The sequence below is a fragment of the Cedecea sp. FDAARGOS_727 genome (assembly GCF_012273235.1).
Taxonomy (GTDB): domain Bacteria; phylum Pseudomonadota; class Gammaproteobacteria; order Enterobacterales; family Enterobacteriaceae; genus Cedecea; species Cedecea davisae.
The window spans coordinates 3,926,638-3,951,190 of the sequence record NZ_CP050966.1; the positions used below are offsets into that span (position 1 = coordinate 3,926,638).

21 protein-coding genes are annotated in these 24,553 nt (G+C 54.4%); 18 read left to right on the plus strand and 3 right to left on the minus strand.

Annotated elements, in window-relative coordinates; genetic code table 11:
• The first annotated feature begins 2 nt into the window (after positions 1 to 2).
• From FOC35_RS18565 to FOC35_RS18645, 17 genes are all read left to right on the plus strand, one after another.
• Complete coding sequence (locus FOC35_RS18565) at positions 3 to 1,085, plus strand: hypothetical protein (RefSeq protein ID WP_172569773.1); 1,083 nt, start codon at positions 3 to 5, stop codon at positions 1,083 to 1,085.
• Entirely contained in the window at positions 1,078 to 4,509 is a 3,432-nt protein-coding gene (locus tag FOC35_RS18570; RefSeq protein ID WP_172569774.1) for an ImcF-related family protein, read from the plus strand. Before FOC35_RS18565 ends, FOC35_RS18570 begins: the two co-directional genes overlap by 8 nt.
• Complete coding sequence (tssA, locus tag FOC35_RS18575) at positions 4,509 to 6,110, plus strand: type VI secretion system protein TssA (protein ID WP_172569775.1); 1,602 nt, start codon at positions 4,509 to 4,511, stop codon at positions 6,108 to 6,110. Before FOC35_RS18570 ends, tssA begins: the two co-directional genes overlap by 1 nt.
• Positions 6,111 to 6,137: 27 nt before the next feature.
• The gene (gene tssF / locus FOC35_RS18580; RefSeq protein WP_172569776.1) at positions 6,138 to 7,892 is read left to right on the plus strand and encodes a type VI secretion system baseplate subunit TssF; all 1,755 of its coding nucleotides are present in this window, start codon (positions 6,138 to 6,140) and stop codon (positions 7,890 to 7,892) included.
• On the plus strand, positions 7,856 to 8,938 hold the full coding sequence (gene tssG / locus FOC35_RS18585; RefSeq protein ID WP_172569777.1) for a type VI secretion system baseplate subunit TssG: 1,083 nt from the start codon (positions 7,856 to 7,858) through the stop codon (positions 8,936 to 8,938). Before tssF ends, tssG begins: the two co-directional genes overlap by 37 nt.
• On the plus strand, positions 8,916 to 9,455 hold the full coding sequence (tssJ, locus tag FOC35_RS18590) for a type VI secretion system lipoprotein TssJ (RefSeq protein WP_172569778.1): 540 nt from the start codon (positions 8,916 to 8,918) through the stop codon (positions 9,453 to 9,455). The genes tssG and tssJ overlap by 23 nt, the downstream gene beginning before the upstream one ends.
• Positions 9,455 to 9,910 carry a type VI secretion system baseplate subunit TssE gene (gene tssE, locus FOC35_RS18595; protein ID WP_039898304.1) on the plus strand — a complete coding sequence of 152 codons (456 nt, stop codon included), beginning with the start codon at positions 9,455 to 9,457 and terminating at the stop codon, positions 9,908 to 9,910. The genes tssJ and tssE overlap by 1 nt, the downstream gene beginning before the upstream one ends.
• Before the next feature lie 38 nt (positions 9,911 to 9,948).
• Entirely contained in the window at positions 9,949 to 11,319 is a 1,371-nt protein-coding gene (locus FOC35_RS18600) for a VasL domain-containing protein (RefSeq protein ID WP_254065309.1), read from the plus strand.
• Between the two features lie 96 nt (positions 11,320 to 11,415).
• Positions 11,416 to 12,051 carry a carbonic anhydrase gene (locus tag FOC35_RS18605; protein ID WP_016536798.1) on the plus strand — a complete coding sequence of 212 codons (636 nt, stop codon included), beginning with the start codon at positions 11,416 to 11,418 and terminating at the stop codon, positions 12,049 to 12,051.
• Positions 12,052 to 12,258: 207 nt separating this feature from the next.
• A complete protein-coding gene (locus FOC35_RS18610; protein ID WP_172569780.1) occupies positions 12,259 to 12,642 on the plus strand; it encodes a DUF6515 family protein in 384 nt (127 codons plus the stop codon).
• 287 nt (positions 12,643 to 12,929) lie between these two features.
• Complete coding sequence (locus tag FOC35_RS18615) at positions 12,930 to 14,366, plus strand: cytosine permease (protein ID WP_172569781.1); 1,437 nt, start codon at positions 12,930 to 12,932, stop codon at positions 14,364 to 14,366.
• 186 nt (positions 14,367 to 14,552) lie between these two features.
• Positions 14,553 to 15,767 carry a multidrug effflux MFS transporter gene (locus FOC35_RS18620; RefSeq protein WP_172569782.1) on the plus strand — a complete coding sequence of 405 codons (1,215 nt, stop codon included), beginning with the start codon at positions 14,553 to 14,555 and terminating at the stop codon, positions 15,765 to 15,767.
• The gene (locus tag FOC35_RS18625; RefSeq protein WP_172569783.1) at positions 15,764 to 16,705 is read left to right on the plus strand and encodes a 3-hydroxy-3-methylglutaryl-CoA lyase; all 942 of its coding nucleotides are present in this window, start codon (positions 15,764 to 15,766) and stop codon (positions 16,703 to 16,705) included. The genes FOC35_RS18620 and FOC35_RS18625 overlap by 4 nt, the downstream gene beginning before the upstream one ends.
• Positions 16,702 to 17,418 (plus strand): alpha/beta fold hydrolase, encoded by a 717-nt coding sequence (locus tag FOC35_RS18630; RefSeq protein ID WP_172569784.1) that lies wholly within the window; start codon positions 16,702 to 16,704, stop codon positions 17,416 to 17,418. Before FOC35_RS18625 ends, FOC35_RS18630 begins: the two co-directional genes overlap by 4 nt.
• On the plus strand, positions 17,415 to 19,574 hold the full coding sequence (locus tag FOC35_RS18635; protein WP_172569785.1) for an isocitrate/isopropylmalate family dehydrogenase: 2,160 nt from the start codon (positions 17,415 to 17,417) through the stop codon (positions 19,572 to 19,574). Before FOC35_RS18630 ends, FOC35_RS18635 begins: the two co-directional genes overlap by 4 nt.
• A 4-nt stretch (positions 19,575 to 19,578) precedes the next feature.
• Positions 19,579 to 20,253 carry an RraA family protein gene (locus tag FOC35_RS18640; RefSeq protein ID WP_254065310.1) on the plus strand — a complete coding sequence of 225 codons (675 nt, stop codon included), beginning with the start codon at positions 19,579 to 19,581 and terminating at the stop codon, positions 20,251 to 20,253.
• On the plus strand, positions 20,250 to 21,143 hold the full coding sequence (locus FOC35_RS18645; protein WP_055696363.1) for a DUF6282 family protein: 894 nt from the start codon (positions 20,250 to 20,252) through the stop codon (positions 21,141 to 21,143). Before FOC35_RS18640 ends, FOC35_RS18645 begins: the two co-directional genes overlap by 4 nt.
• Here the strand turns inward: FOC35_RS18645 and FOC35_RS18650 are convergent.
• The 3 genes from FOC35_RS18650 to pth form a co-directional block, all read right to left on the minus strand.
• Entirely contained in the window at positions 21,109 to 21,999 is an 891-nt protein-coding gene (locus FOC35_RS18650; protein WP_172569786.1) for a LysR family transcriptional regulator, read from the minus strand. The two genes, FOC35_RS18645 and FOC35_RS18650, sit on opposite strands and share 35 nt — an antisense overlap.
• Positions 22,000 to 22,156: 157 nt before the next feature.
• On the minus strand, positions 22,157 to 23,251 hold the full coding sequence (ychF, locus tag FOC35_RS18655) for a redox-regulated ATPase YchF (RefSeq protein ID WP_016536784.1): 1,095 nt from the start codon (positions 23,249 to 23,251) through the stop codon (positions 22,157 to 22,159).
• A gap of 138 nt (positions 23,252 to 23,389) precedes the next feature.
• Complete coding sequence (gene pth / locus FOC35_RS18660; RefSeq protein WP_172569787.1) at positions 23,390 to 23,974, minus strand: aminoacyl-tRNA hydrolase; 585 nt, start codon at positions 23,972 to 23,974, stop codon at positions 23,390 to 23,392.
• A 273-nt stretch (positions 23,975 to 24,247) separates the two neighbouring features.
• Here pth and ychH point away from each other — a divergent pair, with 273 nt between their 5' ends.
• Positions 24,248 to 24,526: a stress-induced protein YchH gene (gene ychH / locus FOC35_RS18665; RefSeq protein WP_016536782.1), complete on the plus strand. Its 279-nt coding sequence runs from the start codon at positions 24,248 to 24,250 to the stop codon at positions 24,524 to 24,526.
• The last annotated feature ends 27 nt before the right edge of the window (positions 24,527 to 24,553 follow it).

Sequence of the window (24,553 nt, forward strand, 5' to 3'; positions counted from 1 at the left end):
CGGTGGCAAAGCGCTGGCTTGTTGCGGCTTTTGCGGCGGCGCTGGCGGCAGGTATTTGCGCCGCATTGGTTCATCAATCGGGGGCCAGCGGCGGCACCCTGGTTGCGGTGATGCTGGCGGGTTGTGCCGTTATCGGGACGCTGTGGCTTTTTCGCCTGGGGTATTACCGGGGCGCGGTATTAAACGCCAGAACCTGGCACCAGGGGGTGGAAAAGGCACAACAGGCGTGGTGGGCCGGGCACCGGCAGCCGTTCGGTTTGCAGACGATTATCCTGATTGGGCCTGCCGGAAGCCGGGAGTCGGAATGGTTGCGTGTGTTGCGCCGCGAGAGTTTGCCCCCGGAGCCACGAAAGGAGGGCGCTATTGACGCATTGCGGGTTGCCCGCACTTTTTCTCCGGCGCTGGCCGAGCGTGAAAAGCAGCTTGCGAAAATGCTGGCTTTGCAGTGGGTGCAGGAGGGCGAGATACCAGACACCTGCCTTCCCGCAAGATGTTACTGGGCCGGAAGCCGTGCCGCGTGGGGCGATTTTTTAGCGCAGATGAAGACGAGTCTTCCGCAGGTTACGCTGCCTGCTGAGCCAAAAGCCTGGAAAGGCGAAGAAACCCTGGCTGAACTTGCCGGTTTTTTCAGTGAAGCAGAACCCGGTTCGCTAATACTGGTTGCCGGGTGTCTGTCTGTCCCCGCGGTTGCCGGAATGCCACGCCCTGTCGGGGAGTCGGCAGCACTCTGGCTGGTTAGCGCTGAAGCCCCCGTCCTGCTGACCCGTGGGGAAACTTTCGAGGCTGCGTCTTCTGAATCCCTTTTGCAGGTTTGCCAGCGGGCACAGGAACAAAGCGAGAGCGACAAGACTCCGGAGCAATGCATTCTCTTTACCCAGCCCGAACGGCCTGAACTGGACAGCTGCGGCTGGAGTCTCAATCAATACCTGCAGGACACCTATTGGGGAGATCTGGGGGAAATGGAGGCCCTGGTCGTCATCTCCCTTGCTGCGTTATTTGCCCGTACCCGGCAGGAGCCTTGCGGCTGGATAGCCACCGACCCTCAACACTCACTCGCACTTGGAATCGTCAAGCCCCATGGATAAGGACAAAAAACACCCGGACAGTATCACCGTGGCGTCGACAACGTTTATAGCGGCTGCCGCAATGACGCTGGCTGTTTTATTGGGTGGCATTATTTATTGGTTTTTCGCAACGGAAGCCTCCACCGAGTGGTCGCAAATTCTGCCTATCCTGATTATTTGCGGCATAGTTTGGGCCATGGCTTTTTGTGTCGCCGCGCTGGTTTTTGCCGGCTGGCAGCTTTGGGTGCGCAACCAAATAAAGCGCGCCTCTAAAGAGGGCATAAAGCAAACCCAGCGAGATAAACAAGCCGGGCAAATGACGCTGACAGGACGCATTAGCCGGGCTATGCGTGACCGCTACAGTTTTTTCTGGCGCAGCAAAGTCCGCCTGCTGTTGGTCACCGGTGACCAGGCGGCCATTAATCAACTGCTTCCGGGGCTAGAGGAAAACCAGTGGCTGGAAGGTCACCGTACCGTTCTGATCTACGGCGGCAGCCTGTCTGCGGAAATTAATGCCGAAAAATATGCTTCACTACGCAAGCTACGCCGTGGCCGCCCGCTGGACGGGATTGTCCGGGTTATTGGTCAGGGGCTTAGTCTCGATCCGGGGCAGAGTGATGATGACCTGCGCGGGCTGGAGAAGATTGGCGAGCTGCTGCGCTACCAGCCGCCGGTTTGGCTGTGGCAGCTATGTGCCAGCGGCTGGTCTCAAAGTGGCCGAACCGAACAGGCGGTTGGCGTTGCCTTCCCGCCGCGCGCCACGCCGGATGATATTGCTCACCAGCTGGAAAATTTACTGCCGGAGCTTAGCAGCAGAGGCATGAGTCAGGTTGTGGAGAATAACGGCCATGACTTTTTGCTGCGGCTAGCTCAACATCTTAAGAACGGAGGCATCTCCCTCTGGGGGCAGCAACTGGCACCCTGGCTGTATGCCAGCCAGCAGCGCATTCCCCTACGAGGTTTGGCCTTTAGCCTGGAGAATAGCGAGGGAGCAGGGGAAAGCGCGGCGACGCCGCTGGCCGCTGGCCGTAAAAATACGCTGGCACTCCCCGCTACCTGGCAGGCCATTATTGACGATTGTGGCCGCGTGCGCGGGCGCCGTGTTGGTTTTGCGTGGGAGCGAATGCTTGCCTGGGGGGTGATGGGCGTTATCGGGATATGGGGCGCGGGGCTGCTTATCTCCTTCGCCCTGAACTGGCAGCAAATATCTACCGTGGCAAGCAAAGCCCGGGATTTGGTGGAACACCCTGCTGTTTCTGACGCTCAGTTGACTTCCCTCCACAGTCTGCGCAACGACGCGGGCAGCCTGCAGAACCATCTACTGCATGGTTCCCCGTGGTATCAGCGTTTTGGGCTGGATCACAGCCAGCAGCTGCTTGGCGCGATGCTGCCCTGGTATGGCGTGGTTAACAATCGGCTGATTCGCGACCCGGCCAATGCTGCCCTGGCCGGTAAGCTTGGCGCATTGGTCAATTCTGCCCCGAATAGCGACCAGCGCGCCCAGCTTGCGAAACCGGGTTACGACCAGCTAAAAGCCTGGCTGATGATGGCGCGGCCGGACAAAGCGGACGGCGCATTTTATGCTCAAACCATGAAGGCCGTACAGCCTGAGCTGAACGGCGTCTCCAAAGGTTTATGGCAGAGTTTGTCGCCCGACCTCTGGGCATTTTATATCTCTGAGCTGCCGCACCAGCCGCAGTGGAAAATCACCCCGAACGCCGCCCTGGTTAACCAAAGTCGCCAGGTGCTATTGCAGCAAATTGGCCGCCGTAATGCCGAAAGCACGCTGTATGAAAACATGCTCAAATCGGTGCGCCGTAATTTTGCCGATGTTTCGCTTGAGGATATGACCCCGGGCACGGACGCGCGCCGTCTGTTCTCGACCGACGAGAGCGTGCCGGGCATGTTCACCCGTGAGGCATGGGAAGGCGGTGTTAAGCAGGCCATTGATAAGGCTGCTAATACCCGCCGGGATGAAATTGACTGGGTGCTGAGCGACAGCCGTAAGGCGGTTTCCGCTGACCTGGCTCCGGAAGCGCTTCGGGAGCGGCTAACCCAGCGTTATTTCACCGACTTCGCCGGCAGCTGGCTCAACTTCCTCAATAGCCTGCGGCTTAACCCGGCAAATAATATCGCGGATGTCACCGATCAACTGACGTTGATGAGCGATGTTCGCCAGTCGCCGCTGATTGCGCTGATGAATACCCTGGCGCGGCAGGGGCAGGCCGGGCAGAAAAGTGAAGGTTTGTCAGACTCGATAATCAAATCGGCTAAGGACTTAATCAACAGCAAAGATAAACCGGCCATCGACCAGAGCGCTTTGGGGCCACAAGGCCCGCTGGACGAAAGCTTTGGGCCGCTGCTTCAGCTTATGGGAAAAAATAAAAACAACGATGCGATATCGGCGGACAGTTCGCTGAGCCTGCAAACATACCTGACCCGCATTACCCGCGTGCGTCTGCGCCTGCAACAGATCGCCAGCGCGTCGGACCCGCAGGAAATGATGCAGACTCTGGCGCAAACCGTGTTTCAGGGAAAAAGTGTCGATTTGACCGACACTCAGCAGTACGGCAGCCTGGTGGCCGCAAGCCTTGGGGAAGAGTGGAGTGGTTTTGGCAACACGTTGTTTGTCCAGCCTCTGAATCAGGCCTGGGAAACCGTGTTGCAGCCCTCGGCGGCCAGCCTCAACGAGCGCTGGAACCGGGCCGTAGTGGCAAACTGGCATACGGCATTTGACGGGCGTTTTCCGTTCGCGGCAAGCAAAAGCGATGCATCTTTGCCGATGCTGGCCGAGTTTATCCGCAAAGACACGGGCCGCATCGATCGTTTTCTCGCCACCGAACTCAACGGCGTGCTGCATAAAGAAGGCAGCCGGTGGGTTCCGGATAATGCTCATAGCCAGGGGCTGACCTTTAATCCTGCGTTCCTCAAGGCGGTCAATCAGCTCAGCCAGTTGTCGGACGTTCTCTTCGCCGACGGCGGGCAGGGGATCGGTTTTGAGCTACAGGCGCGCCCCGTGCCGCAGGTGGTGGAAACGCAGCTCACCATTGATGGGCAAAAACTGCATTATTTTAACCAGATGGCTGACTGGCAAAGCTTCCGCTGGCCGGGTGAAACCTATAAACCCGGCACGCTATTGACCTGGACTACAACCGGGAGCGGCGCCCGCCTGTTTGGCGACTATGTGGGGACATGGGGCTTTATTCGCTGGCTTGAGCAAAGCAAGCGGCAGCGGCTGGACAGCAGTCACTGGATGATGAACTTCACCGCGCCAGATGGCCGAACGTTACAGTGGGTGCTGCGCACACAGTTGGGGAATGGCCCGCTGGAACTGCTGTCATTGCGTAATTTTACCCTGCCAGCGCAAATATTTAGCGTGGAGCCTGGCGTGTTGGGGCAATTTGCCGATGAAGGCGATGCTATACCCATGGATGGAGTGAATTAATGGCCTCTCTACACAATTTAGTTTTAGCCTGCGGGGCTGATGAAAATAAGCTGATCCAACAATCTCTTACGCGTCTTCAGCTGTGGGATAACTGGCTTCAGCCGCTGAGCGACGACAATCCAGTGGGGGAAGATCCCGGCTATGACGACGATTTTCAGCGCATTCGTGAAGAAGTTAACCAGCTTTCGGGGATTGATACCGGCCTGATTTGCTCTCTGACTGAAAAGCTGCTGACCGGCGTCAGCAAGGATTTACGTGTCGTCACTTTTTACGTGTGGGCTCGCCTGCATCAGGACGGCGAAACCGGTCTGGCTGAGGGGCTGGAGCTGCTGGCCGGAATGCTTAAGCATTTTGGCTCCAGGCTGCATCCGCTCCGCGACCGCAGTAGAAGAGCTGCTCTCCAGTGGCTGGGCAGCAGCAGAATGCTGGACAGCCTGTCGCTGTACCCGGAAGTGGACGTTGCCGTGATGCAGCGCGTGGTGGGAGCATTGCTCCTCTCGGAGCAGATTTTGCAGCAAGGGAGTGAAGAGGCGCTTCCTGAACTCAATCCTTTATATCAGGCGCTCGAAAACCGGCTGGCGCAAAGCGGTGGCGCGCAGAGCATAGTGCCGCAAACCAGCCGGGACGAAGATGCACTTCCGGCGTCAACTCCCGGCGGCGCGGCAGTCCCGGGCATGACCGATGTGGCGTCCGGGCGCGATCTTCTTGACCAGGCAAAAGTGCTGGCTCAATACCTCCGTAACCAGCCCGGCGGCTGGCTTGCCGGGCATCACCTTATCAAAAGCGTGCGCTGGGATACGCTGACACAGCTTCCTCCGCTTGATGCTAACAGCCGTACCCGGTTGCTGGCACCCAAGCCCGATCATCGCGCCCGGCTTAAGCGTTTATACCTGCAGCAAAGCTGGCTGGAGCTGCTTGAACAAACCGACAGCCTGTTTGTGCGTGGGGTAAATCACCTCTGGCTGGACGTGCAATGGTATGCGTGGCAGGCGCTGCTGAAGATGGACTCCGATAGCTGCCGGGCAGATATCCTGTGCCATGACCTTAAAGGGCTGCTTGCCCGTCTGCCGGGCCTGGAGTCTCTTGCTTTTGACGATGGCACGCCGTTTGCCGATGAAGTGACGCTTAGCTGGATAGGTGAAAAGATCATCGCCGAGCCCGGCAGCTGGCAGAGCGAATCGCTTAGTACGGCTCCTGCAACACAGGATGACATCCTCGCTCTTGAGCCGGAAGTGCTGGCAAAAGCCGATGGGGAAGGTATCGAGTCTGCTCTCAACTGGCTGCAAAATCGGCCGGGCATGGCAACCCCGCGTGACCGCTGGCTGATGCGTTTGCTTATGGCGCGGGTCGCCGAACAATACGGTAAAAACGAGATGGCGCTGCATCTGCTCGGGGAGCTGGATGCCGCCGCCCGGCAGATAACCCTGCAACAATGGACGCCAGATTTGCTGTTTGAAGTGAGGGCGCGCCGCCTGAAGCTGCTGCGTATGAAGGCGGCACGTAGCGAGACGGATAAAATCCGCCTCCAGCCAGAGATGGATACTTTACTTGCCGGGCTGCTGTCTCTCGATCCCGCTCGCGCCGCAGTATTGTGCGGCTAACCTACCGAACAAACAGAATATAAATTTATGGACGATTTAACTCTGCGTTATTACGACGCTGAAATGCGCTATCTGCTGGAAGCCGGGGAGGAGTTCGCCCGCGCTCACCCTGAACGTGCCGCAATGCTAAACCTCGATAAAGCTGGTGCGCGGGACCCGTATGTGGAGCGGCTATTTGAGGGATTTGCCTTTCTTATGGGGCGGCTGCGCGAGAAGCTTGACGACGATATTCCCGAGCTGACGGAGGGGCTGGTCAGCCTGCTGTGGCCACACTATCTACGCACCATTCCTTCTATGTCGATTGTGGAGTTCACGCCCGACTGGCGGGAAATGAAAGAGAAGATGCGCATCGAAAAGGGCTTTGAGGTTCTTTCCCGGCCCATCGGCGAGAAGAATACCCGCTGCCGTTATAGCACCACGCAGGAGATAAACCTCCAGCCGCTGTCGCTGGAAAACGCCAATCTGACGACCGACTCAGAGGGGCGGTCGGTGATTAACATGCGCTTTCAGTGCAGCAGCCTTGCGGACTGGGGCCGCATCGATCTTAGCTGCCTGCCGTTGTATTTCAACGCCGATGCGCCGCTGGCATGCGCGATGCACGAAACCTTTACTTTGAATGTTGAACGCATGTGGATACGTCTGGCCGGAGAAGCAGAGCGTCGGCCTCTTGCGGGATATTTCACGGCTTCAGGTTTTGACGAGGAGAGCGGCTTATGGCCAAAAGGAAGTGCCAGCTTTAGCGGCTACCAGCTGCTGCTGGAGTATTTTACCTTTCGTGAAAAATTCATGTTCGCCGGTCTTCATGGACTGGATAGCATTGATTTTCCTCCTCAATTACCCTGGTTTGAAATTGAGGTCGTGCTTTCTGAGCGCTGGGAGCATGACTTTAGTTTCACCGAGAAGCATTTACGGCTGAACTGCGTGCCGGTGGTTAACTTATTTTTGCTGGAATCGGACCCACTGACCATTAACGCTTTGCAAACGGAATACCTTCTGCGCCCAATGCGTGTTCAGGACGGGCACACCGAGATCTATTCGGTTGACTCGGTCCTGTCTTCGGGGAAAAACACCTATGTGCCGTTTTCCAGCTTCCGCCATAAGGGCGGGATGATGCGGCACGAAGCGCCCGAATATTATTACCATACTCGCATACGGCGCGGCCCTTCCGGGCTGCACAATACCTGGATAATCCTCGGCGGCGAAGCATTTGATAACCATACCGTGCCGGCAGATGAAAGCCTGTCTTTAACGCTGACCGGCACTAACGGGCAACTCCCGCGCAGGGCGCTGCAAAGTACGGTGCTTGATAGCGTGATGAAAACCACCTCGGCAAGTATTGCCGTGCGTAATCTTTGTGCGCCAACTCTGCCCTGTTACCCCCCGGACAGAGATCGCTTTCACTGGCGTATTTTAAGCCACCTCGGCAGTAATTTTCTTTCCATGATGGATAACGCAGAGGTGTTGCGCGGCACGCTGGCTCTTTATGAATGGACGGACAGTGAAATGAACCGTCGCCGCCTCGAAGCGATTATTGATGTCAGCCACGGTGAAACGGAGCGCTTCGAACAGGGCCATTTGTTACGCGGCGTACAAATAGAAGTGACCCTCAACAGCGGAGGTTTTGCCGGGCACGGCGATATCTGTTTGTTCGGTGAAATGCTGAGTCGATTTTTTGCCCTGTATACCGATATCTACCTGTTTAATCGCCTGATTATCATTTTGCAACCAACCGGAGAGCGCCTGGAATGGGAAGAGAAACACAACCGCCGCATTCCGGGTTAAGCCGCGACCTGGCAAAAGATATTTCGCGGGTTAACTTTTATCGTTTTTGCCAGCTCATTGAGAAGCAGCACCCGGAGAATGCGCCTTTGGGGGGCGGTAGTCCGGCAAACGATCCGGTGCGATTCAGCCCCTGGCCGGGCATGGGCTTCCCGGCCGGTGAGCTAAGAGCGGTTGAATACGATGAGGATAATGCCGACAAGCCGCCGGTTATTCGTACCACGTTCATGGGGTTGTACGGCGTGGACTCCCCGCTGCCTACCGCTTACCTGGATGATATTACCCAACGCAGGGAAGGGCACGAGGCGCTCCAGGATTTTCTTGATATTTTCAGCCACCGCATCCTTACGCAATTTTATCGCATCTGGCGGAAATACTCCTATCCGGCCACTTTTGAAAATGGCGGGACGGATGCTATTTCACAGTCGCTGTTGGGGCTGGTGGGGCTGGGGATACCCGGGACGGCAAACCACATTGCCACGCCGGTGTCCCGTTTTCTCGCGCTGCTTGGCGTACTGCGCCAGCCCGGTAAAACGCAGGAAGGGGTGCGGGCCCTGGTTCAGCTTCTGGCCCCGGAAACAACGGCTTGTGTTAGCCCTTATTCGCTGAGGCCGGTTGCCGTTGCACACCCTCTGGCATTCAGTGGCGAAGAGGACATTCTGCTGGACGGCAACGCCCCCCTCGGCGATGAGGTGATGGACGCCAGTAGCCAACTTCTCATTGAGCTGAAGACCGGATCTGCGGACGAGGCTCAAGGCTGGATGCCAGACGGGCAGCTATATCAGGACTTTATGGTGATGCTGCGCGTCTATCTGGGCTGGCGTTTTAAGGCGCGGATCACGCTGACGGCCGCGACGCATTTGTTAACCATACCGCCCCTGGGCGAAGCGCCTTTTTGGCCTGGAATGAACGGCGTTCTGGGGGGCGATGAGGGCTGCCCGGAAGAGGAAGTGCCGGGAACGTTTACCACGGAGCTTGGCTACTACGGCGGCCTTAAACCGGCAACACTGCAAAAAGGAAATCGACGTGTTACCTACAAATTTGACTAAATCAATGCTGATGGCGCTGCTTGCCTGCGGTTTGTCCGGCTGTGGTCTTGGCCAGAGCGTTGCGGACGGAACTAAATCGGCATTTAGTTCAGTATTTTATAAGCAAATCAAAGTGCTGCATCTCGACTTTACCGCCCGTGAGGCGCTTAACACCGATCCAACTGAAATTCGCTCATTTTCCGAACCTATGGTGGTGCGTATTTACCAGCTAAAAGATCGCCAGGTATTTGATAAAGCGCTGTATCAGCAGTTATTGGCCGAGGGAGACAGCCTGCTGGACGGCGACCAGCTTGCGAGCCGCAGCCTGGTGATAAAACCGGGTGAGGATGCCACGCTGGATATGCCGATGGAGGCTGAGGCTAAATTTGTTGCGGTGGTTGGGTTCTTCCGCCATCCCGACATGGAAAAAAATAACTGGAAGCTGGTGATGAGCCGCGAAGCGCTCGACCCGGATAAGGCCAGAGTTATTGAGGCAGGAAGCCATGGCCTGAAACTCCTCCCGCTTAAGGATGAATGATGCCCGATAATCATAATGGCCCTTCGCTGTATGAAATGCTGACCGGCAGCTACAGCGGCGGCCTTGAATTGCACAACGTGAGCGAAGAAAACCAGGTGGTGCTGTCGGTGCTGGATAATATGCAGCGCATCCTCAACGCGCGGGCTGGCACTCTGGCACACCTGCCGGATTACGGCTTGCCGGATATGACCAAAATCCTTCAGGGCATGCCGGGTACGGCTCATCAGCTGATGGCGACGCTGTCCGAAGTGCTGCTGAAATACGAGCCGAGGCTTAAGGCCATCAAGGTGGTGATGCTCGGGCAAAATATCCCCGGCGAACTCCGCTACGCCATAGATGCGGAGCTAAAAGGCATTGGGCTGGTGCGCTACGGCACCGAGTTTATGCCGGAGGGCAAGGTGATGCTCAGGCACCTTAAACAGCAAAACTATCTCGAAACCAGCCAGTTTATTTAATCCTCACTTTGTCATTTACAGTCGAAATGGATATCACTATGTCCCAGGCATACGAACGCCAACTCAAAACCGGGGGCGATCCCCGAACAATGCCGGATTACGCAGCGCTGCGCGATGAACTCGGCAAGCTTTCCCACCCGGCGCGGCCCGATGTTAACTGGGCCTATGTTGAACGCCTGGCGCTTAATTTATTTGACTCTAACGGCGTCGATCTTCAGACGGCGGCCTGGTTCACTCTGGCAAGAACCCAGCTTGCGGGGGTTTACGGTTTTAACGAAGGGCTGGCGATAGTGGATGCCCTGGTTCGCTACCAGTGGTCGGCCATGTGGCCCGCTTCGGTACACGCCAGAATTGAGATAATCAGCGGCCTGAGTAAAAGGCTTCAGCAGGTGTTCCGCACGCTGAGCCTCCAGCGCGTGGACCTTGCGGCGCTCTACAGAAGTGAAAGGTTACTGGCGGCTATAGGCGAGGTATTGCAGCGCCTCGAATTGCGTAATGCGGCAGGGATTGAGGCGCTGCGCCAGATGCTGCAAAACGACATTACCCGGCTTGAAAACAGCGATGCGGCAGCACCCGAGGAACATCAGCCTCAGGCCGTGGTTTTGCCGATCCATACGGTAAATTCAGAAGCGAGTGAAGGCGCTCCGCGCTGGGTTTATGTGGTACACGACAGGCCAGAAGTAGAAGTTGAGATTAAAACCGAAGCCCCACGCCGTATTACGCCGCTTAAAGCCTTTGTTTGCGGCCTCGCGGTTTCGGCGGCCCTTGCGGGACTAGTTGGCGTAGCCATTCCTGCTCTGCTTAATCATCCGGCGGAAAATGCGTTGATGGCCTCGGTTGCAGAATTACCGGCAACTCTGCCAGCGGCAGAGGTCGAAACACTGCACCGTGAATCCCCGGGCTGGCTGCATCAGAACGTGGCCTATGGCAGCCAATTGCAGTCGCGCCTTGAAGAGCTTGGCAGGCTCCCTCCGTACTGGCCGCTGCTGCACGGGGAGCGGCTGGTGGAGCAAACCTGGCAGCTTTACCCTGGTTCAGAAATGGCGAAAAACGCCGCAGGAAAATGGCGGGCGATGATGGTGGCCAATGCGCTACCGGCATCCGGCGCGGCAGGCTGGCGTCACGGCGTGGCCGAACTGCAAATGCTCCAGCAGCGCCTGAACCAGCTGGATGAGAAGAAGGGAAAATACCTGACCGTTAGCGAGCTAAAAACCGTGGTGTTTTCTGTTTCAAAATCGCTGAATGACGAAGTGCCTGCCGAAGAGCTGGTTCGCCGGTTACAGGATTTGCCCGCCGATGAGCCCGTACCGCAGGCGTTACAAGGCCAGCTGGAGAGCAGGCTACGGCAACTGCTTAACAGCTATATGCTTATTAAAATGCGGCATGAGGATGAGCAAAGTGGCGGTTAAGGGCGACCAGAAATCTCTCTTTTTGGCCGCAGGGACTGGACTAACTGGATGTGATCTTTATCATGTCGTGGTCAATACAGAATAAGAGAATGTGCTATGCAACATATCATTGAAGGTTTTCTGAGCTTCCAGAAAGAAGTTTTTCCGCAACGCAAAGAACTCTTCCGCAGCCTGGCTTCCAGCCAAAATCCTAAAGCGCTTTTTATTTCCTGTTCCGACAGCCGCCTGGTGCCAGAGCTGGTGACTCAGCAGGATCCGGGGCAGCTCTTCGTTATCCGTAACGCAGGCAATATCGTTCCTTCCTTCGGCCCTGAGCCGGGCGGCGTGTCGGCGACAATTGAGTACGCGGTGGTTGCGCTTGGCGTGACTGATATCGTTATCTGCGGCCACTCTAACTGCGGAGCCATGAAGGCCATCGCCTCCTGCCAGTGTCTTGACCCGATGCCGGCCGTGGCGCACTGGCTGCACTATTCAGACGCGGCGAAAGCGGTGGTTGAAAAGAAAACCTGGAATAACGAAACCGACAAAGTTAACGCCATGGTGGAAGAGAACGTTATTGCCCAGTTGAATAACATTAAAACCCACCCATCGGTTGCGGTTGGCCTGCGTAACGGCGGCCTGCGTCTTCACGGTTGGGTTTATGACATCGAAAGCGGTGAAATTCGCACGCTGGACAGAAACAGCAAGACCTATATTTCCCTGGCCGATAACCCGGAAGTGTACTTCGAATAAATCAACGCCGGTCACATCGCATCGACTAAAAAATCCACGCCCCGGCGTGGATTTTTTACATTTGGGGATAAATAAAAACACCTGAAGGAGGATTGTGGAGATTTTGGGGATTTACCATTCCTCTACGGTAAACCGGGACAGGGCGGGCATATAATCGACAGATAACGGGCTAAAAGTTACGCCCGGCCACGGGAGTGGGGGGTTAAGATGAAAAAACAACTTTATGTTTTAGCGATGTCTGCGTTGATGGTTGTGCCTCAGCTGGCACTGGCTCGCCCGGGGCCATGGTGGGGGCATGGGCCAGGATTCTATCGCGGGCCTCACTACTTTTATCCGGGGCCACGCCTGACCGTTCTGCCCGGTCTTGCAACCGCGATTATCGTCGGCGGGCTGACTTACTATGTCGTCAACGGTATTTATTACCAGCGGCAGGGGGCGGAGTACGTTCGGGTTGAAACCCCATCCAGCCCGGGGGCCGGCATCAGCGTGCTGGATTATAACGGCAAGCGATACTACGTGCGTAACGGGAGCTACTTCCAGAAAGATATCAACGGTAATTACTTCGAAGTGCCTCGCCCCGAAGGGCTTTAGCCGGTAGCCGTTCACCTGGTATGAGTGTTCACCGCGGCAGTTGTGCAGATTCCCGCGGTGAACCTCTCCACGCCTTTCCATACATCTTGCTTATCCTTCGGTTTGCAGCCATCACCGTTTTGTATTGGCACATGTAAGCATCAATTTGGTTACATAAAATCTACAATCAGCTTCTCACTTTCACTTTTTCGCAGGTGTCTACTCGCGAGAGTGGTTGTATATACATGATTGGTCATGTGATGTTTGCCCGATATGGCGCCGTTTAAACAGGTTTTAGCGAGGTAGTTATGTCTTCACTTTCATCTACAGAAGAGCAGTCTAAGGGGGCGGCCCGGCTTACGGAATCCCGTTCCATCGATTATATCCCCGACGGCGAGCGTCACGGGCACCCCTTTAGCCAGTTTACGCTGTGGTTCGGTGGCAACCTGCAAATCACCGCCATTGTGACCGGCGCGCTTGCGGTTGTGCTGGGCGGAGACGTGGTCTGGTCACTTATAGGATTATTGGTCGGGCAAATCATTGGCGCGGTAGTGATGTCATTCCACGCGTTACAGGGGCCGCGGCTGGGATTACCGCAGATGATAATTACCCGCGCGCAGTTTGGCGTATACGGAGCGGTCATTCCGTTGGTGCTGGTTTGCATTATGTATATCGGCTTTTCGGCGAGCGGCACCGTGCTGGCGGGGCAGGCTATGGCGCGGCTGCTGTCGGTAAGCGACGTTAGCGGGATGATCTTATTCAGCGCCATTATTGTTGTTATTGCCGTGCTGGGATATCGCGTTATTCACAAGCTGGGCAAGGTGGCGAGCATCGTCGGCGTGCTGGCATTCGCCTGGCTGTTTGCCTCGCTGCTATTGAATACCGACCTCAGCGTGATTATGCAAAACAACCATTTCTCTCTACCGATGTTTTTACTGGCGGTGTCGCTTTCATCGTCCTGGCAAATAGCTTTTTGCCCGTACGTCTCCGACTATTCGCGCTACCTGCCGCGCGGCGTTTCAGGCCCGAAGGTGTTCTTTTCTGTCTTTAGCGGGACGGTGTTAGGCACCCAGGCCTCAATGTCTCTTGGGGTGATTACCGCCGCCATCGCGGGCAGCGCTTTCTCGGGCCACGAGGTGAGCTACATTGTCGGGTTGGGGAAAACCGAAACCATGGCGATGGTCATCTATTTTGCCATCTGCTTCGGCAAAATTACCTTTACCACGCTCAATGCCTACGGCAGCTTTATGTCGCTGACGACAATCGTTTCCGGGTTCCGCAAGCAGGTTACGCTGAGCCAAAAAAATCGCGTTCTGTTTGTGGTGCTGATGGTGGCGGCCTCCTGCGTTATTGCATTGCTTAGCGAACCGGCTTTCCTCAAACACTTTACGCATTTTCTGCTGTTTCTACTGGCATTCTTTGTACCCTGGAGCGCGATTGGCCTTACCGATTACTACCTGATCTCAGCCCGCGCCGTAGATATTCCTGCGCTTTTCGATGCCGATAAACGCTACGGGCGCTGGAATCTATTTGGCATTGGCGTGTACGTTTTCGGCGTCCTTATTCAGCTGCCTTTTATTGAAAATCCTTTATTCCATGGATCGCTAACGTGGATTTTCGACGGTAACGACGTTTCCTGGATTATCGGCTGGTTTGGGACGGCTATTCTGTATTACGGCCTTCATCGACTGGATAAACGTGTGTTGCCAAAAACAACCCTCTATCCTGAACATTCTGACCAATAATCTGGTTATAGAATTAAACCGAATCCACGCCTTTGCGTGGATTTTTTTCATTTGAAGGTTGTGACACCTTCGGGCCATTTAATGTTTACCGATCGGCAACAGAGCGTTTAGCAGATAAGGATTTATAGAGCTGGAATTTTAACCTATCGTCTGTCCACCCAGTTAAACCAGAGTATTGATATACTGATGGAAAAAACACTCACAACGCCTCTGGTGGTGTTGATCGTTTGCCTGTCCGTTGGCGGGTTAATATCTACCGATATTTTCTTGCCTGCGCTCGGAAGCATGAGCCATTACTATAAGGTTACCGAGGCACAAATACAGAATGCTATCGCAATATTTTTATTTGCCGTCTCTTTTTCTCAACTGATATATGGCCCATTAAGCGACAGTCTCGGAAGGAAGAGGGTACTCATCGTCGGGGGCATTATTTGGCTGATTTCAACGATAGCCGTAATCTACACCACCAGTATTAACCAGCTATTGGTTTTACGCCTCTTTCAGGGGATAGGCTCCTGCGCCGGGATAACTATTAGCCGGGCATTGATAAATGACATGATGGATAAAAAGTCTGCCGCGCAATTGTATCTGGTGATTTTTCCTTTTGTCGGCATGTCGCCGGCGATTGCACCTATGATAGGTGGCGTACTGACGCAGTATTTTGGCTGGCATGCATGTTTTATTTTCTTAACCTTATTTATCTTGCTGACGCTGGGGCTCTGTTTTACGTCATTAAAAGAGACTTTGCCGCCGGAAAAAAGACACAGGCTGAGTTTGTCCGCATCACTTATTAATACCTGCAATGTTTTACTGAATAAAAAATTTCTCTATTACGCGGCCATTCCCTGTTTTGCCTATGCGGCTTACTTTGCCTACATCGTAGAGTCACCGTTTATGCTGGGTAAACTGGGACTCTCACCCGTGTACGTGGGTTATACCTACGTGCTGCTTTCGGTGAGCTATGTGGCGGGTAACCTGACGGCCAAAAAAATATCCCGCAAGGAAGGCGTTGAGGCAACTCTGCGTAAGGGATATATCATTTTTGTTTTCGGGGGGATTATATTTGCATTACAGATGTTTATCAGTCCGCAGCCTTTGGTTTCCAGCGTGATTGCTATTTCTGTTCTTACTTTTGGCAACGGTTTCTTACTGCCGTTGGGCACGGCGTCCGCTATTGCTGCCCACTCACGGGCGTCCGGCACGGCGTCCGGCGTGATGGGGGCGCTACAGCTTGGTAGCGCCGCATTGTCAGCCTTTCTTATCGGCAAAGTCTCAGCGCATAACCCTGAAGTGACGGCGCTTATTATCGCCGCCGTAGCGGTAATTGGGTTTGTGATTTATTTGCTCGGCCAGGCACGGCTGGTTAATTTTATGGAAAATAAAGAGAGTGAAATAAAGTGATAAATAATATTGATGTAACTTTGCGCGACGGCGGCTATCAGAACGGTTTTTGTTTTCCCTCTGACTATGCAGCAAAACATGCTCAGATGCTGACCGAAAGCGGCGTTGAATGGATTGAGGTTGGCTATCGCAATGGATCTTTTAAACCAATCCCAAATATTGGCATGACCGGCCTGTCTCCGGACAGCTATATACATTTTATTCACGCCGCTGCCCCCAATGTTAAAATAGTAGTGATTGCTCACCCGCATAATATTACGACCGAAGATATTAAAGAAATGAAAGCGAGTGGCTTAAGTATGCTTCGCCTTTGTATTAAAGCAGATAAACCACAACGTGCTATTGAATTATGTAAGTTTGCCAAATCAGTTGGCCTGAAGGTCAGCATTAATTTAGTGCGCGTAAGTCAGGTAAGTACCGATACGATGATTGAGATTGCGCATCTTTACCAGGATGCCGGGGCGGATATTTTTTACCTTGCCGATTCAAACGGTAGTTTACTGCCGGAGCAGGTGTCGCACATGGTGTGTCTTATCAGGCTCAAGACTCATCTGGACGTTGGCTTTCATGCCCATGATAATCTTGGTCTGGCCGTGGCTAATTCAATCGAGGCGGTTAGGTCAGGCGCCACATTCATCGATAGCTCGCTGACCGGGATGGGTAAAGGCGCAGGGAATTTAGCCCTGGAAAGCTGGCTCGCATTGCTTAATTTTTATGAGCAGCAAGAGAAATACAACATCGGCGTTGTTTTAAACCAAATTAATATATTACAGTCCGGCGACTTCTTTAATGCTTCTAAGCGCTCCGTGCTGGATATGATTATGGGGCTGTCAAACCTCAGTGCTGATTACAGGGCAATAGTAGAAGCTACCCTTGGGCAGGATGTCCTTTCGGTTTTTAAAGAAATTAAAAAACTTACGGCGGAGAAAGTGGCATGAGTAGAATGGACGTCGTTATTATGGCGCCGGTAATGCCGCTTTGGGACGATGGCATGTTTTGTAAACCGTTGCTTTCGCTGCTGTCGAATAAAGGCTTTAAGGTATCGCTTGTGGATACGTTATCACTGATCCACTCCGCTGACCCAAAAGAAACTATTGAATCGGTCCATCATGAGCTTATTGCCAGAGCGGGTTCACCTTTCCTGCTGGTGGGTTTTGCAATGGCAGGGACACTGGTGCAGATATTATCGCCAAGAATGGATTGCCTGACCGGCGTTATTTCTATCAGCGCGCCGGGCTTCGCTGACTATCTATTAAATGAACGCGTCGGTTATCTGGTGTCGTTGCTGAGCAAAGGGTATCTGGATGAGGCCGTCGAGGCGCTGAATCAGTTTGTGGTACCCAAGGGGCAAACGTCTTTGCACGCTGTAAATACTATCCCCGAGTCGCAGCGGAAAGTGGCGATAGAAAGAATGCTGCGCGGGTTTTCTTTATTGCGCAGGTTAGATGCCAGGCCCGCAATGGCAAAGTTCAGCGGGAAATATCTCGGCATTGTTGGGGAAAAATCACAGCTGGCGACCTGGGGTAACCAGACCCACAGCGGTAACCCAAATCACCGCTATGAGCGTATACCGGGGGCGGGCATGCGGCCATGGAATGATAACGCCTCCGCCATCAATCTGCTGGTTAACGAATGGATTGAAGAACTATGAAAAAGGTACTGGTTCTACCTGGCGATGGTATCGGTCAGGAAGTTTGCGAGGCGGCGCTGCCGGTGATTAGCGCGTTAAATTTGCCAATAATGCTCTCGTGGGGAGAGATAGGCTGGGAGTGCTGGAAAGCTGAAGGAGACCCTGTCCCGGCCCGAACGTGGGACGAGATAAAGCAGGTGGACGCCATACTGCTCGGTGCGGTTACCAGCAAAGGTAAAGCCGAAGCCGAGCGCGCTCTGCCTTCACACCTTCAGGGCGAGAATATTGCTTATTTGTCGCCCGTTATCCAGCTACGGCAAAGGCTGGGCCTGTTCGCCAATATCCGGCCGGTTAAATATATTGAAGGCGACCGGCGTCCTTTCCGCTGCTGCGTTATTCGTGAAAACACCGAGGGGCTTTATGCCGGGTTGGATTTTAAAGGTGTTGGCGAGGAGGTTTCCGGCTGGCTAAAACATCCAAACATCGATCAATATGGCTCGGAAGAGGCCGCGTGGACGGTGCGCCTGCAAACTCGTTTTGGGCTGGAGCGCCTGTTTTATACGGCTTTTGATTATGCCCGTCAGCACCATTTTAGCCGCGTAACCTTTGCCGATAAGCCCAACGTTATGCGCGAAAGCGGCCAGTTCGCCGCAGAGGTCTTCTACGAGGTTGCGGCGCAGTTTTCAGATATCGCGGCGGATATCCAGAACGTTGATGCCGTGGCGCTGCGGCTGGTACTCAAGCCTGATGAATACGGCGTTATTGTTGCCGAGAATATGTTTGGCGATATTTTATCCGACCTCGCGGCGGGTATTATGGGCGGTCTGGGACTGGCTCCAAGCGCCAACGTCGGGAGCCATATTCCCTATTTTGAACCTGTACACGGCAGCGCGCCGGGCATGGCCGGGAAGGGCAAAGCGAACCCTTCCGCGATGTTTTACAGCATCGCCCTGATGCTGGAGTATCTGGGATTTAACCGTCAGGCAGAGGCGATTAATCGTGCCGTTGACCGGGTTATTCGGGAAGGCAAAATAACCACCTATGATCTGGGGGGCGCGGCGACCACGCAGCAAATGGCCAACGCTATAATCCGCGCCATTATTGCACCTGCGGTAATGCGCACGGCCAGCGTGATAACCATCGGCGACGAGCTGCTGTCGGGGCAGTATCAGAACAGCAATCAGCAGCATCTGAGCCAGCAACTGGCGAAGGCCAATTATCAGGTCAGGTTGCAGGCGGTCTGCGCGGACAATATCCGGCAAATCAGCGGTGAGATTAACGCCTGCTGCGGGCAGGATGAGCTAATTGTGGTGTGCGGAGGGCTGGGGCCAACTTCGGACGATAAAACCCGCGAGGCGGTAGCGCACGCCGCTAATCAGCCGCTTATTCACCACGAGAATGTCTGGGTAACCATCCAGCAACAGCTGCGTCAGCTTGGAGTGCAGGATGATAAATCGAACCGCCAGCAGGCTTTATTCCCTTCGGGCGCCCGCATTCTCGCTAACCCTTCCGGTACTGCTCCCGGGTTCTATATTGCCTGTGGAGGTAGCCAGGTTGTTGTGTTGCCGGGGCCGCCGTCTCAGGCGCCCCCGATGATGGACGGTTTTTTATCGCTCACGGAGAAGCGTGAGGCGGGCAAGAACAAGTACGACTGGATGTTGATTGGTATCTCAGAGGGCGAAGTGGGGTCGAAGGTCAGGGAGTTGCTGCCGTTTACCGAATGGGATATCCATTTTTTGTGGAAAAGCCCGTATGTGCTGGTGCAAATAGAAACGCCGCCGTCGCAGCCCATGCCGCAGGCGATGCTCAATACCCTGGATGAAATCTTCGATGCGCAACTGGTCAGTAAAAATAATAAAACAGCCGTTAACCTGCTGAATGATATTTGCGATATCCGCTGGACTACGCCGGACGCCGCCCTTTCAGTTTTGCTCCTGAATGAGAGAGATACGGCCGGAGGCAAGCCGCTGCTTGCTGCCGAAATCAACGTTAACCCGACGCTGGCAAGCGTTGTCACCGGCGATAACCTGTTGGGGAAAATGAAGATGTCGGTGCGCCTTGAAAGCGGAATGATACAAACGGCTACCTTCCCGTATAACAAAACCTTACTGCCGCAAAGTATCCCGGAATATGCCGCATGGTGCGTTCTGAATGCTTTGGCCGCAGATAATGGATAAGCGCATGATGAACAAAACTCTGACCAATATTCGCCGGCGCCTGTTGGCGCTGGATACGGCGGCGGTATCGGATGCGCTGGACAGCATTTATATCGCCGGGGGAATTCCGGGCATTAAACCGCAGGTTGCGGGGTGTAAAATTGCGGGTCCGGCTTTCACTGTTCAGTATGAAGCTTATGAGCCGGAAAAAAACACCTTTATGAACGCCGGAACCTACATTGACGATGTGCCGGAGGGGGCGATTATCGTCGTTGATAATCAGGGGCGGAAGGATTGCACCAGCTGGGGCAACATCCTGACGACCAAAGCGTTGCAGAAAAAAATAGCAGGCACGGTAATTCACGGTTCGGCAAGGGACATCGCCGATATCCGCAATATGAATTATCCGCTGTTTGCGGCCAATATTTTTATGGTTTCCGGGAAAAATCGGGCGCGCGTCAGGGCAGTACAGTGCGGCCTGGAGATTAGCGGCGTGAAAATAGAGCCGGGCGACTGGATTATGGGCGACGATAACGGGGTAGTAGCGATACCGCGCGACAGGCTAATGGAAGTCGTCTTACTTGCCGAAAATGTTGAAAAAACCGAGCATCAAATCCTCAGTAGTATTAACGAAGGCACAAGGCTTGAAGATGCCCGCCGCACGCTGGGATACGCGGCACCATGGGGGCTAAAAGGATGACCCACCCTTTTTTTGCCCGCTGGTCACAACGGCTGCGCTTTCTGGACGTACATTATCATGCCAGCCCGGACAGCTACCTGCGGCGCTACACCGCGCTTGAGGCCGGGCAGCGCTATGCTGAACTAAAGGGCGGCGTGGTGCTGAAAAGCCATCTGGGCAGCGTATCGGCTCTGGCCGCCGGGCTGCAACAGCAGGGATTGCCGGTCTTTGGCTCAATCGTTCTCAATGCTCTGGCAGGCGGGTTCAGCCTTGAGGCGATAAAACAGGCGCTAAGCCAGTATCAGTTCGACGCGGCGCCCCGGCTGCTGGTTCACCTGCCGACCATTGTTAGCAGCGAGCACCGGAGCGCGTTAACCCGGACATTCGCTAATAAATATGCTCGTGAAAATGCGCAACAGCCGTTATCTATTACTGACGACGATGGCCGGATCCGCCCCGAGGTGGAAGCGATTATAGCGTTCGCCCGGCATCACAATATAGTGCTTTCTTCGGGGCATGCGGGCAAAGGGCAGACTTTGCGGCTTATTGAGGCCGTGGAAAAAGCGGGCGGCTGCCGGTTAATGCTGAATCAGCCGGCTAATCCTATGACCGGATTTTCCGCCCCCGAGCTTAAGGCGCTTGGGCGCTACAGCTGGCTTTATATCGAGCAATGCGCGCTCACGGTTTACCTTAAATATCAAACCGAAGAAGATATGTATGACGTGCTGTCGGGTGTGAATAATGTGGTTTACAGCTCCGATCTCGGCCAGCCGCACCAGCCGGGTATCAGCCACTGGCTGGCCGACAGCGAAACCTGGTTTCGTCGGGCCGGGCTGGGAGTGGATAAAGTTGATGCGGTCAGGCGGCTTAATCCTCTCAGGATGCTGGATCCGCAACCGTCGCCAGATTAAGCGTGCGGATGAAATCGATAAATGCCTGCTCTTTTGGCGAAGGTTTGGGATTGACGTGCACCACATACATCGGGAGCGGGGGCGGCATAAACTCGCCAAGTATGGAAATTATCTCGCCTGAATTAATTCCGTCCCTCACGGTAAATTCGGGCAGGTACGAAATGCCGAGGCCATTTTTCACCATTTGGTAGAGATCCAGGCTGTTGCTCACTCTCGAGGTGCTGGCGGGGCGAACCTCCGTTAACTCGCCGTCAATCATAAACTTCCACGAGCGGCGGTGATTATCGAAGTGGAACAGGCAGGTGTGGCTTAGCAGCTCATCAGGGTGGCCGGGCAGGCCGCAGCGCCGTACATAATCGGGCGTGACGCAGGCGTGCTTTCGCCAGTAGCCGAGTAGAGAATAGTAAAGGTTGCTGTCCGGCAGAGGGCCACATTGTAAGGCCAGGTCGAAACCGTGGCTGAACAGCTCCATGCAGTGATTGCCGGTTACCGTCTCCAGCCGGAGTCTGGGGTACAGTTCGAAAAACTGGCGGAGGTTAGGGATAACGTGCAGGTGATTGATGGAGTGGGGAATACCCACCTTCAGACAGCCGCTGACTTCGGCATTAAAGCTTTTCACGTCCCGCAGGCAGGATTCGTAGTCATCAATAATGGATACGCAGCGCTGATATAACTGTTCTCCGGCAGTCGTCAGCAGCACTTTGCGCGAATTACGCTTAAAAAGCTGCGTTTTTAACTCATGCTCCAGCTTCTCAATACGGCGGCTGACCATAGCAGGGGAGATTTTCATGGCCAGAGCCGCAGCCCTGAACCCCTTGCACTCCACCACCATTCTGAACGCTTTCATGTTTTCCATCACGGCCCGACCCTCCAGTTAATCCATAACTTTAGTGGCGTTAATGTATCGCATTTACCGGGAGAGATCCTGACGGCGCTCGGGAATTGATGGACAGGATTCAGAAAACAAAAAATCCACGCATTTGCGTGGATTTTTGTTGAAGCGGGGAAGGGGATTAGACGTTGAACAGGAAGTTCATTACGTCGCCATCTTTAACGATGTAATCCTTACCTTCGGCGCGCATTTTTCCGGCTTCTTTCGCGCCTTGCTCGCCTTTATAAGTAATAAAGTCTTCATAGGCGATGGTTTGTGCGCGGATAAAGCCTTTTTCGAAGTCGGTGTGGATTTTACCGGCGGCCTGCGGGGCAGTTGCGCCAACAGGGATGGTCCACGCGCGCACTTCTTTCACGCCAGCGGTGAAGTAGGTTTGCAGGTTCAGCAGCTCGTATCCCGCGCGAATTACGCGGTTCAGGCCCGGCTCTTCCAGACCCAGTTCAGCCATAAACTCGTCGCGGTCGGCATCGTCCAGCTCGGCGATGTCGGACTCTACGGCGGCGCAAACGGCAACCACAACGGAGCCTTCCCCGGCGGCGATTTCGCGAACTTTGTCGAGGTACGGGTTGTTTTCAAAACCGTCTTCGTTAACGTTGGCAATGTACATGGTTGGCTTCAGGGTCAGGAAGCTCAGGTATTTGATCGCCGCTTTGTCTTCTTCGGTCAGATTTTTCAGGGCGCGAAGCATACCGGCGTTTTCCAACTGCGGCAGGCATTTTTCCAGCGCGGCCAGTTCGGCTTTTGCGTCTTTATCGCCGCCTTTAGCTTTCTTCTGTACGCGGTGAATAGCGCGTTCGCAGGTGTCGAGGTCAGACAGCGCCAGCTCGGTGTTGATAACGTCGATATCGTCAGCCGGGTCCACTTTGTTGTTTACGTGGATGATGTTGTCGTTTTCGAAACAGCGAACAACGTGGCCGATAGCTTCGGTTTCACGAATGTTGGTCAGGAACTGGTTGCCCAGGCCTTCACCTTTGGAAGCGCCTTTTACCAGGCCTGCGATGTCCACGAACTCCATGGTAGTCGGCAGAATACGCTGCGGTTTAACGATCTCGGCCAGCTTGTCCAGGCGCGGGTCCGGCATCGGCACAACGCCGGTGTTCGGCTCGATAGTACAGAACGGGAAGTTAGCCGCTTCAATACCTGCTTTGGTGAGCGCGTTGAACAGAGTGGATTTACCAACGTTCGGCAAGCCGACGATACCGCATTTGAATCCCATGGTTTAAATCACCTTAATTGCTTGATAATCAATGAGTTTGTTTGTGCTCATTGAAAAAATGTAGATAACTTTGCCCATTATACACTTAAACCACCGTCAGCGGGGGCGGAAATCGCTGCCCGGCGCCCGCTGGCGGGATTATTGTGCTTTAAAGGCGTGCAGACGATTGGTCGCTTTAGTCAGGCCTTCTTTCAGCCAGACTTCGGTGCAGCGCGCCGCTTCGTCAACCGCGTCGTCAATCAGCTTCTGCTCGCTAACCGGCGGTTTGCCAAGTACAAAGCCAACAACTTTGTTTTTATCGCCCGGATGGCCGATCCCGATGCGTAAGCGATGAAAGTTGGGGTTATTGCCCAACTTACTGATGATGTCTTTCAGGCCGTTATGGCCGCCGTGGCCGCCGCCAAGTTTGAACTTAGCCACGCCGGGAGGCAGATCCAGTTCGTCATGCGCGACCAGGATTTCGTCCGGCGCAATGCGGAAGAAAGTGGCCATCGCGGCAACTGACTTACCGCTGAGGTTCATAAACGTAGTCGGGATCAACAGGCGCACGTCTTCTCCGCCGAGATTAATGCGGGCGGTATAGCCAAAGAACTTCGCTTCTTCTTTCAGCGACTGATTATGGCGCTCGGCCAGCAAATCCACGTACCAGGCTCCGGCGTTATGGCGGGTAGCCGCGTACTCAGCGCCCGGGTTCGCCAGGCCGACAATCAATTTAATGCTCACGTTTAGCTTCCTGAAAACCGTTCACAGCCGCGTAGTTTACTGTGCTGCCGCCGCGTTGACAAAGCGCAATGGCCGCCGCGCTGAAATATTGAATAGTTGAGGGGTTGAACCATTAGAATTTCATGTAACTCAGCGGCTTATTTGTAAACTTTTGTAGAGCTTTCGTTCGTAATTGTGATCGCCCGCGCATATGGTTTGCAGGGGCATTGTCTATACTTTAGCCACAAGGAAGGGGATGTTCCCCACCGACCCGTAATCTTGCGGAGGTGACATATGAAACGCAAAAACGCTTCGTTACTCGGTAATGTCCTCATGGGATTGGGGCTGGTTGTGATGGTAGTTGGCGTAGGCTATTCGATTCTGAACCAGCTTCCGCAACTGAATTTGCCGCAGTTTTTCGCCCACGGTGCCGTGCTTAGCATCTTCGTTGGGGCGGTACTGTGGCTCGCCGGGGCCCGTATAGGAGGCCGCGAGCAGGTGTGCGACCGCTACTGGTGGGTTCGCCACTACGATAAACGCTGCCGCAGGGATGAACACCACCGCCACGGTTAATAATTATCAGATTTAAAAAAACGGTTC